Origin of the sequence: Anabaena sp. PCC 7108, assembly GCF_000332135.1 — a bacterium.
Lineage (GTDB): Bacteria > Cyanobacteriota > Cyanobacteriia > Cyanobacteriales > Nostocaceae > Anabaena.
The window spans coordinates 1176562-1191059 of the sequence record NZ_KB235896.1 but is presented as its reverse complement, the minus strand read 5'-3'; the positions used below and the strand labels follow the sequence as shown (position 1 = coordinate 1191059).

Genomic DNA, 14498 nt, shown 5'->3' with positions numbered 1-14498 from the left:
CCATGGGTGGATTTTAGATTTTGGATTGAATCTAAAATTCAAAATCTAAAATCTAAAATTGATTCAGGCAATATCTGGAGGAACTTGTTTACTAGTTCTATATTGTTGTAGATTCTGCTGAATTAGGTTTTGTAGGTCAGTTCGCTCGACTTCAATGGCGTTGCTGGTTGTGCCAGGAGTCTCAAAAAAAACTATACTATCTACTGGCTCTAATGCAACCAATTGAAACAGAATGTGAATGACAGGAATGGTTTTAGCTACTACTTGAGGGTTAATCCCAACAGATGTAAACAAAGAGACATCCTGTAATCTAGGAAAAGCGTAAACCACGCGTCTCTCTAATTTTGGCTTTTTTTTGTTACTTAATGTAGTTAAAATCCAATTTTCCTGCAAATTTTGGAGAATATAGTAGTGGGGGTAACGTAACTTTTGAGCGATCGCTCTCAGCGCAGGGGCAATTGTGGCCACAATTTCTGGTGTCATACCATCCTGAGGTGCATTGTCAATCAACAATTGAATTTGTGCTTCTAAATTTGTCATGACTTATCAATAGCTCCTGAGTCATCTCCAAAACATTAAATCAGGGAACAGGGAACAGTGAAAACTGACAACCTATATGCAAAGCCTATCCAGCTAACACCCATAACCTTACAGGTTGTGTTTAAGTATGTTAGGGTCTTTTTAAAATTCAGACTATGAATTCAGCCGCAACCGCAACTACTCAGGGAGACAAGTCTATCGGCGTGGAGGTTATATTTCAATTCCTATTGAAAGAACTACAGCAGTCAACCAAGGCTACAGAAAAAAATTGTCGCAGTGTGTCATTGCGAATTGCTGGCGAAGTACTTAGGATTTGTAATGAGAGTAAACGCATTCAAGCTTCCGGTGAAATAGAAAGCTCTGCAATGACTCTAGCCAGACATCGGCTGCAACAATGTCTCCGGTACTATCAATTGGGTTCTAATCGGGGTAGAGTCGAGTTACATAGTACTCTCAGTGCAATTATCTATCGGTATATTAATCCTCCTCAGAAGCAATTGAGCTATCAAGGGCGGCTGACTATTATAGAAGATTTTCTTCAGAGTTTTTATCTGGAGGCATTGAATGCTTTTCGTAGAGAAAATCAACAAGAAACTACCTATCGCCCCCAGAGCCTACTAGAATTAGCCGAGTACATGGCATTTACTGAGCGCTATGGTAAACGCCGTATTCCCTTACCAGGAAGACAACAACAACTCATCATTTTGCGAGCGCAAACCTTCTCACAACAACAACCTCCAGAAACTTCTATAGATATAGAAAAAGCTTCTGAAGGCAGTAGTGGTGAGTTTGATGGATCTTGGGAAGAGCCAGCCATACAACAATTAAGATCAGCGATGGCAATGCAACCAGAACCAGAACTTGAAGAAGACACCCTGCGTTCAGTTGTGATTACCGAATTAATGGATTATTTAGAACAAAGGCAACAATCAGACTGTGCTGATTATTTCTCCCTCCGTCTCCAGGATTTATCTGCGCCGGAAATTGAGTCAATTTTGGGTTTAACCCCGCGTCAGCGAGATTACTTGCAGCAGCGCTTTAAATATCATTTAATTCGGTTTGCACTTTTGCATCGTTGGGAATTAGTTCATGAATGGTTAGAAGTTTCTTTACCTACTAATTTAGGCTTAACTCCTCATCAATGGCAAGTCTACACAGCAAAGTTGGATGATCAACATCGGTGTTTACTGGATTTAAAGCAACAAGGAGAACCCGACGAAATAATTGCCAAAACCTTAGATTTGTCAATGGCACAACTGCAAAAACGCTGGTTTAAGATTTTGGAACAAGCTTGGGAAATTCGTAACTCATTAGTGTCCGGATCTAGTGCATCTACCCATGAATATTGACTCACAACCCTTACAATACCAGTTACTCGATTAGTTGTTGGCAGATAATGTCAAACCGGCGAGTATCCCTCGGTAGAGTGTGAGAAAATTGATGGGGTAGAAGACCCTCTCAAGGAAGCCGCTACGTAATGTGGTGAGCCAAAGTTGGGAGGACAGCCCCAAACCTTTCAACTAGGAGAAATTCCTACTGTGCAAGAACGTTTTCAAGCCGTCCTCAAGCGTCGGTTACAAGTCGAAATCCAAAACCACCCACCTTTATTCCCTTGGGAAAGTCAATTAATAGAGTATCCCGAATTTGTGGAAGAGCCATCGATTGCCTTAGTTCCTGCCTGGGGGTGGTTGGCACAGCAATCAAAGCTCAATCTGCCAGTTTCTTTACCAGAAAAGATTTTCCAGCAATTGATGGAAAAGTGTCAGTTATTATTGACATCTTCTCTACCTTTAGGACCTAAACTGGTTCAGGCTGTAGAGAGCTTTTTTCCTGAAGATTACCAGTTAATCAATGATGTAGCTGGGATGGTACTCAGAACTTCCTATCGTTCTGTAGATGCTCTAGAGACAATACCCAATATTCAGAGGGATTACTCAGATTTACAACCACGTCAACAAATGGCGTTGTCGTTAATGGCAGCTAAACAACTGCTAGAAAATCTGACTCTGCCAATTTCATTCACCAATCCGGTGATAGAAAAACAATGGCAAACTACCACTGGAACTCTAAATATCAGAGTAGAATTACAGTTGCTGGGCAAGCTAACGAAATTACGTGTTCACGGTGAATTACCTACTCAAGGGGTTTTGAAGCTTCAAGGCAATGGGAATCAAGCCGTCTCACAATCTGAGGATTCAAATAAAGTTAGTGTAGAACTATACTGCGAACGTACCAGCCAAACTTATACTCTAGCAGTTGAATGTCCAGAGCTAGAACAACAACCACTACTATTGGCTATTAATCTGATGATGTAGTTCAAATTACTACTGCTAGCACTCTCAATTGATAAACAGCGATAGCAAAAGATAATAATCCTGGTTTTCAAGCTTACTCCTCTTTGCCAAAAACATTAGTTAGGGCATCTATTAGGAAGTAACTATGAGCGAGACACTTGCGGAAATGCGTAGATTTCCTGAGATGCCCAAAGGGAGTCTAAAGCTACGATGGGGTAGGGCTAAGATTGAAGACAAGGTAATCAGTTTTCGTCTCTAGCATTGTGTCCGTAGCGTCTACGTCATAGTTTTACTTACTTCAAAATGTTAAATTTATCCAGGATGAATCGGTTTTGGCGCTTACCTGTAGGTGATTACTGGCGACAAACTAGACATAGGTCGTCTTTAACAGAAGTGGAAGATTCAATCCCCTTAAGGGTGCTAGTGCTAGCGCTGGTAATTTTAGGGACGGTGGCGACGGATATTGCATCGGAGACTACCTTTAGTCTTTGGGCAGTGCCTCTAAGTATTGTGGGTGCTATTTGGAGTCACTACCGTCGCCGAAACGCTAATATTCCTATCAAGTTCTGTATTGCTATAGGAATGTTGGTGGCACTAGGTGCTTTTTTTGGGCGTTTTATCGGTGAGTGGAATGATACAAGGCTGAGTTTGGCACAATTATTAATTCAACTTCAGGTGCTGCACAGCTACGATACGCCTCGGCGGAAAGACTTGGGTTATTCGATTGTGATCGGCTTAATATTATTAGGTGTAGCTGCAACATTAAGTCAAACCATGGCGTTTGCACCTGTGTTGCTGTTATTTTTAGGTGTGGCTTTGCCAACTTTAGTCCTAGACTATCGCTCACGCTTGGGCTTAAAGCCGTTAAAAAAAGCAAAAATTTCCCAAAAAAATACTACAAGCTTCAGTTTTAAATTTTTAGTTGTAAATTTTTTGATAATTTTAGGGCTGGGACTGGGAATTTTTGCAGTTTTACCAAGAGTTCCTGGCTATCAACTACGTTCATTTCCTGTAAGTGCGCCAATTGAATTAAAAGGCTCGTTTACAGGTCGCAATATCAATAATCCCGGTTATGTTCGCCAAGGTAATGCTCAAGGTAATGGTAGCGGCACGGGAGAAGGAAGGACTGGTGAAGCTGGAAAGATAGATAATAATTTTTATTACGGTTTTAATAGCCAGATGAACCAAAACCTGCGGGGAGAAATGAAACCCAAGGTGGTGATCCGGGTTAGATCCCAAGCAGAAGGTTTTTGGCGAGTTCTGGCTTTTGATCGCTACACAGGTAAGGGATGGGAAATTTCTCGTAATGATCAAGTTAGGACTCTTAAGCAATCGCCTTGGTCGTACAAAATTTCCCTTGATCTGCCAATCATCACAACTCCAACCAAAGAAGTCGTACAAACTTATAACGTGGTATCAGATTTACCTAACCTGATTCCCACTCTCTCTTATCCCCAAGAAATCTATTTTCCCGGACCTGTGATCGCAGTTGATACCGAAGGGGGTTTGCGATCGCCTGTGCAATTATCAGAAGGGATGACATACACAATAGTTTCGCAAGTCCCCTCCCGCGATCGCACTTTGTTAGGTACAGCCCCGACCAAATATCCCCCCGATATCAAGAATTATTACCTGCAAATCCCCCCAGAAATTGCTGAAAAAGTCAGGCAAAAAACCGAAGCTATTCTGGCTGATTATAATCATGAACGGGTTTCTCGAACTGAAGACACTAGAAAACTAGATTCAGTTTACGAAAAAGCACTTTACCTAGCTCAATATCTCAAGCAAAAGTACTCTATCCCAGAAAATCCCTTCGGATTACCTTATTTAGGCACAAAAGATGACTTGGTAGAATCCTTTTTGTTCAAAAATCAAGGAGGCTATCCAGACCACTTTTCGACTGTACTGACTGTGATGTTGCGTTCCATAGGCATTCCCGCACGGTTAGTAGCAGGATTTGCTCCAGGAGAGTTTAATCCATTTACAGGAATGTATGTTGTCCGTAACACTGATGCTTATGCGATGACAGAAGTTTATTTTCCTAAATATGGCTGGTTCAGTTTTGATCCAATTCCTAATCATCCTTTAATTCCTCCTTCAATTGAGGAAGATCAGACTTTTAGTGTTTTACGTCAGTTTTGGAATTGGGTGGCTGGCTGGCTACCTTCACCTGTCACAGGGTTGCTGAATAATGTATTTGGGACAATATTTAGCTGGTTCTTTAGAGCGATCGCTTGGTTTTTAGCTTTATTTTCTCAAGGTTGGTTAGGGGTATTCACTGCCTTAATTGTAGCTACAACCACCGCTTTCTTTGGTTGGCTGGGTTGGGTAGAATGGCAAAAATGGATTAACCGTAGGTGGTTGAAAAAGTTACCACCAATGGAAAGCCTGTATCAACAAATGCTACAATGGACAACACAAAAGGGTTTGGGTAAACATCCAGCCCAGACACCTCTGGAATACGCTCAAGTGTCATATCAACAACATCCTCAGGCCACTGCTGAGATCATAGATGAAATTTGCCAAGCTTATGTAAGTTGGCGTTATGGAGGTAACAGTCCTAACTGGAAACAATTACAACAAAGATGGCAAACAGTCAAAAAAACAGCTAAAACTCGACAAAAGCAAAAATCATAGGCATAGATAGACATATACTGAAGGGGAGAAAAGCAAAGTCACCTCTCCCCACGTCATCGGACTAGTACCGCTTCCCTACGAGACACTGCGCTATCAAATATCAAGTGGCTTTCACTTCTAACCCCTAAATTCTGCTTTAAGCTTTCTTGATTCCTTCTGGAACTAGCGTGTATGAGTATAATTTCGCATATATCTTTAGAAAGATTTTTAGTAAATTTGGCTGATAAATAGCTAAAAAAAAGCAGTTGTTATTAAAAAACTCAATTTAGCAAGACTTTAAGCGTTGTAACTACGATTCTTTAGGTATAACATGGGAATAAGTTTCTAACAAGCTTTTTCTAGCGCATTTAGCGTCAGTTTTTTATGGACATTCAGTTAATCAACATAGGTTTTGGCAACATTGTCTCCGCCAATCGAGTAGTTGCCATTGTCAGTCCAGAGTCTGCCCCAATTAAGCGAATTATTACCGATGCCAGAGATAGAGGTCAACTGGTTGACGCAACCTATGGTCGCCGGACTAGGGCTGTAATTATAACTGATTCCAGCCACGTAATCTTATCAGCGATTCAGCCGGAAACGGTAGCAAATCGCTTTGTTATTTCCCGTGACCATCAGACAGTAGATAATTAATTGCAGGTGGGTGATCAACCCACCCCTATTTACTCAACATCGGCCGTACCATGTGAATTAGAAAAATCTTCTGTCACCAGTGCTACAAATTTCTTATACCAGTTTGCCCTCGCAACTAACATAAGACTCGTAAATAACATCTATTGATTAATTCACAAGTTGAACGGATAATGCAAGTTTTACCGATAAATAGTGGTGCTACTACGAAAGAATGCCAACCTCTGGGCAAGCTGATTGTTTTGACAGGTCCTAGTGGAGTCGGCAAAGGTACTTTAATGCAAACGCTCCTCCAGCGTCATCCAGAACTGTATTATTCAGTATCTATAACGACTCGTTCTCCACGCCCTGGAGAAACCAATGGCAAAAACTATTACTTTATTAGCCGTAGTAAGTTTGAACAATTAGTTGCTCAAGGGGAATTCTTAGAATGGGCAGAATTTGCGGGTAACTATTACGGTACTCCTCGTGCAAATGTGCTTGACCACATTCATTCTGGTAAGTTGGTAGTTCTAGAAATTGAGCTAGAAGGGGCAAGACAAATTCGTGCTTCCTTTCCTAGCGCCCTCAGCATTTTTATTCTGCCACCAACATTTTCAGAATTGGAGAAACGGATACGGGGACGAGGCCAAGATTCGGAAGAAGCTATAGCTCGTCGTCTGCACCGCGCCCAAACGGAAATTATAGCCGCAGATGAATTTGATATTCAAATCGTCAACAACGATTTTGAAACCGCTGTCAATGAAATTGAAACGGTATTATTTGGATAATTAGCAGTTTAACAACAAATCCAAGTATAGCAATGTAAATAACGAAAGGTTTGCAGTGAGGGCTACCCTGGGGGAATGCTTCGTGAACAGCTATAGTTTGAGGTCTAAAGCCCTCATTACGAGCTAATTTCAATATTTGTTATTTTACTTAACATAGTGTGATTTCTTTTGGCTGATTTATTTTAGTTATGGGTAATAGGTCGAAGCAAAAAATAACTAATTACCTATTACCCATAATTCAGAAATCAAACTAACCGACTAGACCTTGAATGATGCCCAAATTGCCAGTTAAAAAGTAAGCAACTACCGCACCACCAATACCACCAATCAAGAAAGAACTAGCAAAGTTATTCCAGCTTTCCTTGGAGTTAAAAGCATCGACAGGAGGATTAGGTACAGTCACGCTTGCAAGTGCTTTTGCTGGATTGCTATTAGCATACAAAGAGAGGCAGGCGGTGAGAATCACAACCAAGCCAATACTGCCCAATAAACCCGCTAAATTAGCATTAGGTGCATCCCGCAGTGGACCCAATTTAGCAAATGGACCAAACAGCAAGTAACCATGAGCCATGCCAACTTCTAGTCCCCGTCTAAAAGGAGTGAGACCTAGACGATAAGCAGGCAAATTGCCGATAAACCACTTCACCAAAGGAGAAGAATTAATTGGGGTTTCTAGATTGCCATCCTGTGGATCACGTCCAGCAGGTCTAACTGTCTCCCGGTTTCTAGGATCACTAGGGAGATTTTTTGATGCATTTACTGCTTGTGCCATATTTTATGTTGCCTCTAAATGAGAATCTTGGCATTTATTTGAGTTCTCAGTAAACAGTTATTCAGTTAGCAGAGTGTTTACGATTAACTGTTTACTGATTGGAATCACATTTTCACCCTATGGTAGTGGGTGGAAAAGTAAGTCAGGGAAAAAGCGGTTAAATTCAATCAAAATGCCTGCTGTGATTGTCAACCAGATTGTTGCTGCTACAGGTGCTGTAGACAGAAACTTAACGAAATATGTGGATTGATCGCTTTTTTCAGCCATGAATTTAGTCTCCAAAACAAGTGAATGAGTACAGATGAATTAGCGGGGAGAAACAGTAATTTCTGAATCCTTAGCTGTTAATTCACCTGAGAGAAATTCTTTAAGTGCAGCTGCAGGCCAAGCAAAGCCTGAAGAAATAATGGGTAGGGCGATACCAAGATCGATTTGAATTTCCTTTTGTTCAGAATCAGATCCCTTGCTGACCGCTTGCAAATAAGCGCGACCAACCCAACCTATCCAACCAGCAATATAGAGGAACAGGATACTGGGGATCAAAAAGTCCCCAGCACGATCAAGGCGACCATCAACAATCAAGTGAGGATAACCTTCTGGTCCACACAGAGCTTGAGAATAGCGCTCAAACCGCTTTTTCCCTGATTCAGGGTCAGCAGTGGTGTTACGGGCATTTTGTGCTAGTGCTTGAAATGCGGGAGAGTCTTTGCAAGGTACAAGGTTAGCTCCTAAGGCTTGAGCTTGAGGAGCAAAATTGAACCACAGACCAATCGCTAAAATCAAAGCAAACAATCGTCGCATAGAGTTGTTTCCTTTTATTACAAAACAAGAAGTTCTTTGTACAAAACGAAGCGGCTTGTACAGTGTTTAATTTGGATAACTAGCAAGTCATCATACTCTTGGCCGGGAACCGAGTAAAGTTTAAGTAAATAAAAGTTAAAGCTTCTCAACGAAAAGATAGGGAACAGGCAACAGGCAAGAGTTAAAATATATTACTTTTCACCACTCCCTAATCCCCAGTCCCTATGCCAACCGTTTTAGCAATCGAAACCAGTTGTGATGAAACTGCCGTCGCAATTGTAAACAATCGTCAGGTCTACAGCAGTATCATAGCCTCGCAAATTCCCGTCCATCAACAGTATGGTGGAGTTGTACCAGAGGTAGCATCCCGCCAGCATTTAGAAACGCTCAATCAAGAAATAGCGCAAGCAATGGAGCAAAGCCATAGAGATTGGGGGCAAATTGATGGCATCGCTGCCACTTGTGCGCCTGGTCTAGTAGGAGCGCTGTTGGTGGGTTTAACAGCTGCCAAAACCTTGGCAATGGTACATAAAAAACCTTTTTTGGGGGTTCATCATCTCGAAGGCCATATTTACGCGACTTACTTGAGTGAGTCAACTTTAGACCCCCCATTTCTTAGCTTACTCGTTTCAGGCGGACATACAAGCTTGATTTATGTAAAGGATTGTGGTAATTACGAAACCCTGGGAGAAACCCGTGATGATGCTGCGGGTGAAGCTTTTGATAAAGTGGCAAGGTTGTTAAAGCTGGGTTATCCAGGCGGTCCAGTAATTGACAAACTCGCACAAACAGGAAATCCCCAAGCATTTGCACTACCAGAAGGGAAAATTTCTCTCCCAGGTGGCGGTTATCATCCCTATGATGGGAGTTTTAGTGGATTAAAAACAGCGGTACTGCGTGTAGTACAGCAGTTAGAGAAAAACGGTGAGCAAGTACCATTGGCAGATGTAGCGGCCAGCTTTCAGGAAACTATAGCGCGATCGCTAACCAAAAGAGCGATCGCCTGCGCCCGTGACTATGGTCTAAATACAATTGCTGTGGGTGGTGGTGTGGCAGCTAATAGCGGGCTGAGAAAATACTTACAAGCTGCTGCTGCCCAGCATAATATCCGCGTGCTTTTCCCCCCCTTAAAATACTGTACTGACAACGCGGCCATGATAGGATGCGCGGCATCGGATCATCTATCCCGTGATCACACCTCTGCCCTGACATTAGGGGTTCATTCTCGTCTACCCCTAAGCCAAGTTATGAATTTATATGGACATTAATGGCAATGAAAGAAGACGCGGTGATGGGGAGACGCGGGGACGCGGAGATGGGGAGATGGGGAGATGGGGAGATGGGGAGATGGAGAGACGCGGGGAGGGGAAGACGCGGAGACGGTGGGACGCGGAGACGGTGGGACGCGGAGAGTTTGTTTGATTTGATCAGCAATTCAGTAGAGTAAAACCCTCTGTCTCCCTGCCCCCTGCACCCTGCCCCCTGCCTATTTATTCCCTATTCCCTGTCACCAATGACCGAATGTGACGAGCAACTGTATCCGGCTGCTCTAACATCGCCAGGTGTCCACAATCAGGGATTTCAATGACATTATCGCCAACGGATTGAAAAAGTGGATGAAAACTCGCTAAATGACGTACATACTTAGGTTCTATTACCTTATCATCAGCACCAGCTAAAAAATAAACTGGCTGTTTTAGTTGTGACACTAGCTGTGGTAATCGGTTAACTTCTTCTTCAGTAGTAGATTCTAAAAGTGTTCCCAAAGAAGCTTCTGGGTCAGCCACAAGAAAATCAATTACCCGTTGTCTCGCCCAAATGCGCTCCAAAGGACGTGCTACACTCGCTCTCGTAAACAGCAAATCAATCAAAGGAACTTGGGAAAGCCAACGTGGGCGAACTTGTAAGAATTTCTGACCAGCAGACCGGAACTGCTCAAATGCCTCTTTAAGATAAATCCCACCACCAGCATTAATACAAATGACTCCCTGGACACAATCAGGTAGTTGAGCCGCCGTCCACAGGGCAATAGTACCTCCTAGAGAATGACCAATTAGCCAAACACTGGAAATATTCAGTTGTGCCAAGAGAACGGCTAAATCCTGAGCATAAGCAGAAGGCGAATATAAAAAATCGAAGGGAGAACTAACCACACTAGGATCTGTGGAATTCAGGTTCAAATCAGTTTCTGCTCGATTAAAATCTAATTTCGCCTGAGACGAAGATTCACCAAACCCTCGCAAATCATAAGACAAGCATTGCAAATCAACTGATAGGCGAGAAATCACAGGTTGCCAGTATCCACGACTATTTAGCCAACCGTGGATAAAGACTAAAGCATGGGGGCAAGAGGTGGGAGCCGTTAGCTCGTATGCGTGTGGAACGCCTAGGATTTCTATTGTTGCCATACCTATATCGTACCCTTAAGAGCGGGCGCGACTAAATACGGATAGGTAAAGAGTAATTCTTCAAAATTCAAAATTCTGAATTTGAATTTGCTCTACTCATCGACCAAGTAACCTCTGTCGCACTCCTTCAGCAATTTTGTTGCCCAGATATTCAGGAATCAGGCTTTCATTTGGCCCCAACAGGTAGAGTATCAGTCTTGTCCGTCCGCGCCAAACTAGCAAATTGGCATTGACTACCAGTAAGTCTTCTTGCCAGATGCCGTACATGACTTTATAAAATAATCCTGGTTGATTATCGGCTTCAATCACTAAAGCCGGAAGATGAAAAACTGGATCAACATAGAATTCGGTTTGTACTTGCTCTAAGCCGGCATTGAGGTTAAATTCAACTGCCAGCATTTCTTCTACTTCAAACCGACTTCCCAAGGCCTCACGAATGGCTCGACAAACATTCTCGGCTGTTTTTTCAGTCAAGGCTTTGCTGCCACGAGACACTAGCAGTTTGATAAACACTAACATCGGTGGTCGAATCTGACCATATAAACTCAGACCGTGAATAGTCAAGCCATAGGCAGCCAACACACCAAAAATATCGCTGAGGAGAAATGACTGATTCCGGTACGCGAAATGCAGAGCGCTTTTATTGCCCTCCGGTTTCATCTCTATAACTGCGCGTCTAGTTTTATATAGACGATATGCTAGGCGCAAATTTTGCAGTTGAATCTCACTGCTAACAAATTGCTCATAAAATTGGGGAAACGCTCGGTTAAAGCGCTTTAGAAGTTCCAGTGTCGAGGATTTTAAACCAGAAGTCATTGTTGGCGGTAAGACTTACTTGCTTTGTTAAAACTAAAGCTAAAAACTGTATTATCTACCACTTCTGTGTCATACAGCCGGGAATAGGGAACAGGTAACAGGTTTGAAAGTCTTCTAGCATAAGGTTTTGTGCTTAAATTTTGTACCTCCTGCAACCTAAAATCTCTTGGATTCTCACGTTTTGGCGGCTTGAACATCAGCTTTACATAATCATCAGAATATTGGATGAAGTTAGGTATCATACCAGCTACAACCGAGAATTCTACATATTCTACATAATTTATGTAAGCATTCTAAACTCTTTGAAAATCCCCGTTTATTTAGAGTGGACGGTGTCAAAATATAGTATCTTGATTTTAGTGGATAAAGAAATCAGCCACCTAAAAAAAACCAGTAGCCGAAAGGCAGTGCATCTTCGCTCAAAATCTCCCGTGCTTTAGCTAGGGGAGTGTGAAAACAAAATGCTAAAGTTAAAAATGATTGGTGTGAAACATACAGTAAGCGGCTGTTAACATTTCCAATGCCCGAAACGCTCAAAAAATTTTAAGTGTCTAGGGACAAAAGTAGTAACAGTTGTTTTCAATATGAATCAACATTCTCAATGAGTGGAAACCAATTCAGTCATCTTAACCGAACCACGTTGGCATGGGTTTTTGGAAAACTTGGTTTAGTGCTTCTGAATCTGTAGCGACAAATAAAACAACTGCTTTTGAAGACAATACAGGAGAAAATAGAGGCAACTCTAGCGCCGGTAACGACAACATTGTTTTCAGCACCGAGCGAGATATTGACCTGTATGAACTAGAAGAACTTTGTGATGCAGTTGGTTGGTCGCGTCGTCCTCTGAGAAAAGTAAAAAAAGCCATTGAGCATAGTTTCCTTGTCGCGTCCATGTGGCAAGTACGAGGAAATCAAAAAAGGTTGATTGGTTTTGCTCGTGCTACCTCAGATCATGCTTTTAATGCCACTATCTGGGATGTGGTAGTTCACCCAGACTTCCAAGGTCAAGGTCTGGGAAAAACATTGATGAAATATGTCCTCAAAAAGTTGAGGAGTGAAGAAATTAGCAATGTGACTCTCTTCGCTGACCCCCATGTGGTAGATTTTTACCGGACTATGGGGTTTATGCCTGACCCAGAAGGCATTAAAGGGATGTTTTGGTATCCTCACTAATCCCTAATTCAAAAAAATGCTTGTGATTGTAAAATTCAGCTACGATGCCTAATATGTGATACTATGGGTTGGTTGAGCCAAAGTTCAGTCGTGTAGCTGGTCAACATGAAAACTCTTATTTAGGAAGGAATATTATTTTTCCTGGGTAAGAGGCTTCGCAATCAGCTTTAAGTATGATATGATGGTGAAAATGCTTGAGTCAAACATAATGAAAGTTATGTAATCCAAAAGTTAGAGCAATTTTTTCGGGATGTAGCGCAGCTTGGTAGCGCGCCTGCTTTGGGAGCAGGATGCCGCAGGTTCGAATCCTGTCATCCCGATTTATCAACATAAATATTATTAAACTAGAAATTTTCTGTAATATGAACAGTGGTTTTTGTTGATCAAGATGGAAAAATGTCATACTTGATTTAAAGTAATAATGCTTAGTTTTCCTGGTGTTGCATAATTGCGGGATAATTTGAGAATCTGCATCAATATATAATCACCGCGTCCCCGCGTCAGCCTCAATCATCCCCTTATTCAGCAACGCCGTTTTCCTATACATTGAGCGATCGCAGTTGGAACGATTTATTTATTCATAGCGTCACCTATAACTGAGAAAAACAATAAAATAGCATTGTTCTGATCAAGAGTCCGGGACATAACTCCGTCCTTGAGAAGAAATATAATAGGCGCATACAGCATTTAGTAGTGAATGACAAGGCAATTAAACATAATTTAGCTAAATCTACTAGTTATTTACCTATAAAATAGCTTAATAGATAGGTGAAACTAGTTATTGCTGTATAAATTCTCATGTTTTTCCGACTGTCTAAGTTAATTCAACTATTGATATTGAAGTGAGGAGTAGTTATGAAATCATTGGTTCGTTGGGGCGCAACATTAGGTCTAGTAGGAAGTACATTGCTGGTAACTGTCTTCGGTATGAGTGTTCCCGTACTAGCATTATCAGAACAACAAATCAAAGATAAATTAGACTCAGTACCTGTTTACTTGATTACTAATGATAAAGGTTTACCCCTAAGTCGTAATTTACCCGATGGTCAGAATGGGCAAAAAGGCGGTTCAGTAACGGGTGTATATATGAGCCGACAAGAAGCTTTGGCTTTTATCAAGGAACTGCGGAATGTCAAAAATAAAGACCCAAAACTGGAGGATATGGCCAAAAAACTACAAGTAACTGCTGTGCCTTTAGGTGTAATTTATCAACAATTGCAACAAACCAAAAGCCAGCCCAATCGCCTTATGTTCGCTTTTAAGCCAGTAGAACAAGAACTGAAAGGGGCTTTGGACTTACTGCGTGCTAGTGGTCAAAAAATAGATCAATTTAAAAGCGTGCCAGTTTTCGCGGTCAGATTTGCAGCTGATAAAGGGTATGTACCCATTCAACTGGGTAGTGAAAAACAGCAAACCATTCCTCTATTCTTGAGTAAACAAGATGCACAAGGGTTATTGAACCAAGTAAAGCCGAAGTTTCCCACGGCTGATATTCAAGTTATAGATGTAGATGGAGTGATTAAAACTTTAAAAGATAAAAACGATTCATGGCTAAACCAAGTGGTCTTGGTTCCATCTCCAGAATCTAGAGAATATATCAGAACTCTACCCAAGGAAAATGCTCCTAAGCCAAAATCTTTACCTTCTAAATAACATTAAG

General features: G+C 41.7%; 14 protein-coding genes and 1 tRNA gene. 9 read left to right on the top strand and 6 right to left on the bottom strand.

Going from position 1 to position 14498, the window contains the following annotated elements:
- Nucleotides 1-63 precede the first annotated feature (63 nt).
- Entirely contained in the window at nt 64-540 is a 477-nt protein-coding gene (locus ANA7108_RS0106180; protein ID WP_016949901.1) for a hypothetical protein, read from the bottom strand.
- A 155-nt stretch (nt 541-695) separates the two neighbouring features.
- Here ANA7108_RS0106180 and hetZ point away from each other — a divergent pair, with 155 nt between their 5' ends.
- The 5 genes from hetZ to gmk all read left to right on the top strand — a co-directional run bounded on the left by hetZ (nt 696) and on the right by gmk (nt 6868).
- Entirely contained in the window at nt 696-1889 is a 1194-nt protein-coding gene (gene hetZ, locus ANA7108_RS0106175) for a heterocyst differentiation protein HetZ (protein ID WP_016949900.1), read from the top strand.
- Nucleotides 1890-2033: 144 nt separating this feature from the next.
- On the top strand, nt 2034-2855 hold the full coding sequence (locus tag ANA7108_RS0106170) for a hypothetical protein (RefSeq protein ID WP_016949899.1): 822 nt from the start codon (nt 2034-2036) through the stop codon (nt 2853-2855).
- Nucleotides 2856-3155: 300 nt separating this feature from the next.
- Nucleotides 3156-5471: a DUF3488 and DUF4129 domain-containing transglutaminase family protein gene (locus ANA7108_RS0106160; RefSeq protein ID WP_016949897.1), complete on the top strand. Its 2316-nt coding sequence runs from the start codon at nt 3156-3158 to the stop codon at nt 5469-5471.
- A gap of 363 nt (nt 5472-5834) precedes the next feature.
- Complete coding sequence (remA, locus tag ANA7108_RS0106155; protein WP_016949896.1) at nt 5835-6101, top strand: extracellular matrix/biofilm regulator RemA; 267 nt, start codon at nt 5835-5837, stop codon at nt 6099-6101.
- 170 nt (nt 6102-6271) lie between these two features.
- A complete protein-coding gene (gene gmk / locus ANA7108_RS0106150) occupies nt 6272-6868 on the top strand; it encodes a guanylate kinase (protein WP_016949895.1) in 597 nt (198 codons plus the stop codon).
- Nucleotides 6869-7118: 250 nt separating this feature from the next.
- Here gmk and ANA7108_RS0106145 read toward each other — a convergent pair whose 3' ends face one another.
- From ANA7108_RS0106145 to ANA7108_RS0106135, 3 genes are all read right to left on the bottom strand, one after another.
- On the bottom strand, nt 7119-7640 hold the full coding sequence (locus ANA7108_RS0106145) for a photosystem I reaction center protein subunit XI (protein WP_016949894.1): 522 nt from the start codon (nt 7638-7640) through the stop codon (nt 7119-7121).
- Between the two features lie 117 nt (nt 7641-7757).
- The gene (gene psaJ / locus ANA7108_RS0106140; RefSeq protein ID WP_016949893.1) at nt 7758-7907 is read right to left on the bottom strand and encodes a photosystem I reaction center subunit IX; all 150 of its coding nucleotides are present in this window, start codon (nt 7905-7907) and stop codon (nt 7758-7760) included.
- A 39-nt stretch (nt 7908-7946) separates the two neighbouring features.
- Entirely contained in the window at nt 7947-8441 is a 495-nt protein-coding gene (locus ANA7108_RS0106135) for a photosystem I reaction center subunit III (RefSeq protein WP_016949892.1), read from the bottom strand.
- 224 nt (nt 8442-8665) lie between these two features.
- Between ANA7108_RS0106135 and tsaD the strand changes: the two genes are divergently transcribed.
- A complete protein-coding gene (tsaD, locus tag ANA7108_RS0106130) occupies nt 8666-9709 on the top strand; it encodes a tRNA (adenosine(37)-N6)-threonylcarbamoyltransferase complex transferase subunit TsaD (protein WP_016949891.1) in 1044 nt (347 codons plus the stop codon).
- A 222-nt stretch (nt 9710-9931) separates the two neighbouring features.
- Here tsaD and ANA7108_RS0106120 read toward each other — a convergent pair whose 3' ends face one another.
- Both ANA7108_RS0106120 and ANA7108_RS0106115 read right to left on the bottom strand, forming a co-directional pair.
- Nucleotides 9932-10849 carry an alpha/beta fold hydrolase gene (locus tag ANA7108_RS0106120; RefSeq protein ID WP_016949889.1) on the bottom strand — a complete coding sequence of 306 codons (918 nt, stop codon included), beginning with the start codon at nt 10847-10849 and terminating at the stop codon, nt 9932-9934.
- 96 nt (nt 10850-10945) lie between these two features.
- Nucleotides 10946-11665 (bottom strand): hypothetical protein, encoded by a 720-nt coding sequence (locus ANA7108_RS0106115; protein ID WP_016949888.1) that lies wholly within the window; start codon nt 11663-11665, stop codon nt 10946-10948.
- Nucleotides 11666-12310: 645 nt separating this feature from the next.
- On the opposite strand from ANA7108_RS0106115, the gene ANA7108_RS0106105 reads away from it, so the two are divergent.
- The 3 genes from ANA7108_RS0106105 to ANA7108_RS0106095 all read left to right on the top strand — a co-directional run bounded on the left by ANA7108_RS0106105 (nt 12311) and on the right by ANA7108_RS0106095 (nt 14491).
- Entirely contained in the window at nt 12311-12838 is a 528-nt protein-coding gene (locus ANA7108_RS0106105) for a GNAT family N-acetyltransferase (protein ID WP_016949886.1), read from the top strand.
- Nucleotides 12839-13084: 246 nt separating this feature from the next.
- A tRNA-Pro gene (locus ANA7108_RS0106100) sits at nt 13085-13158 on the top strand.
- Between the two features lie 535 nt (nt 13159-13693).
- A complete protein-coding gene (locus tag ANA7108_RS0106095) occupies nt 13694-14491 on the top strand; it encodes a Tic22 family protein (protein ID WP_016949885.1) in 798 nt (265 codons plus the stop codon).
- The last annotated feature ends 7 nt before the right edge of the window (nt 14492-14498 follow it).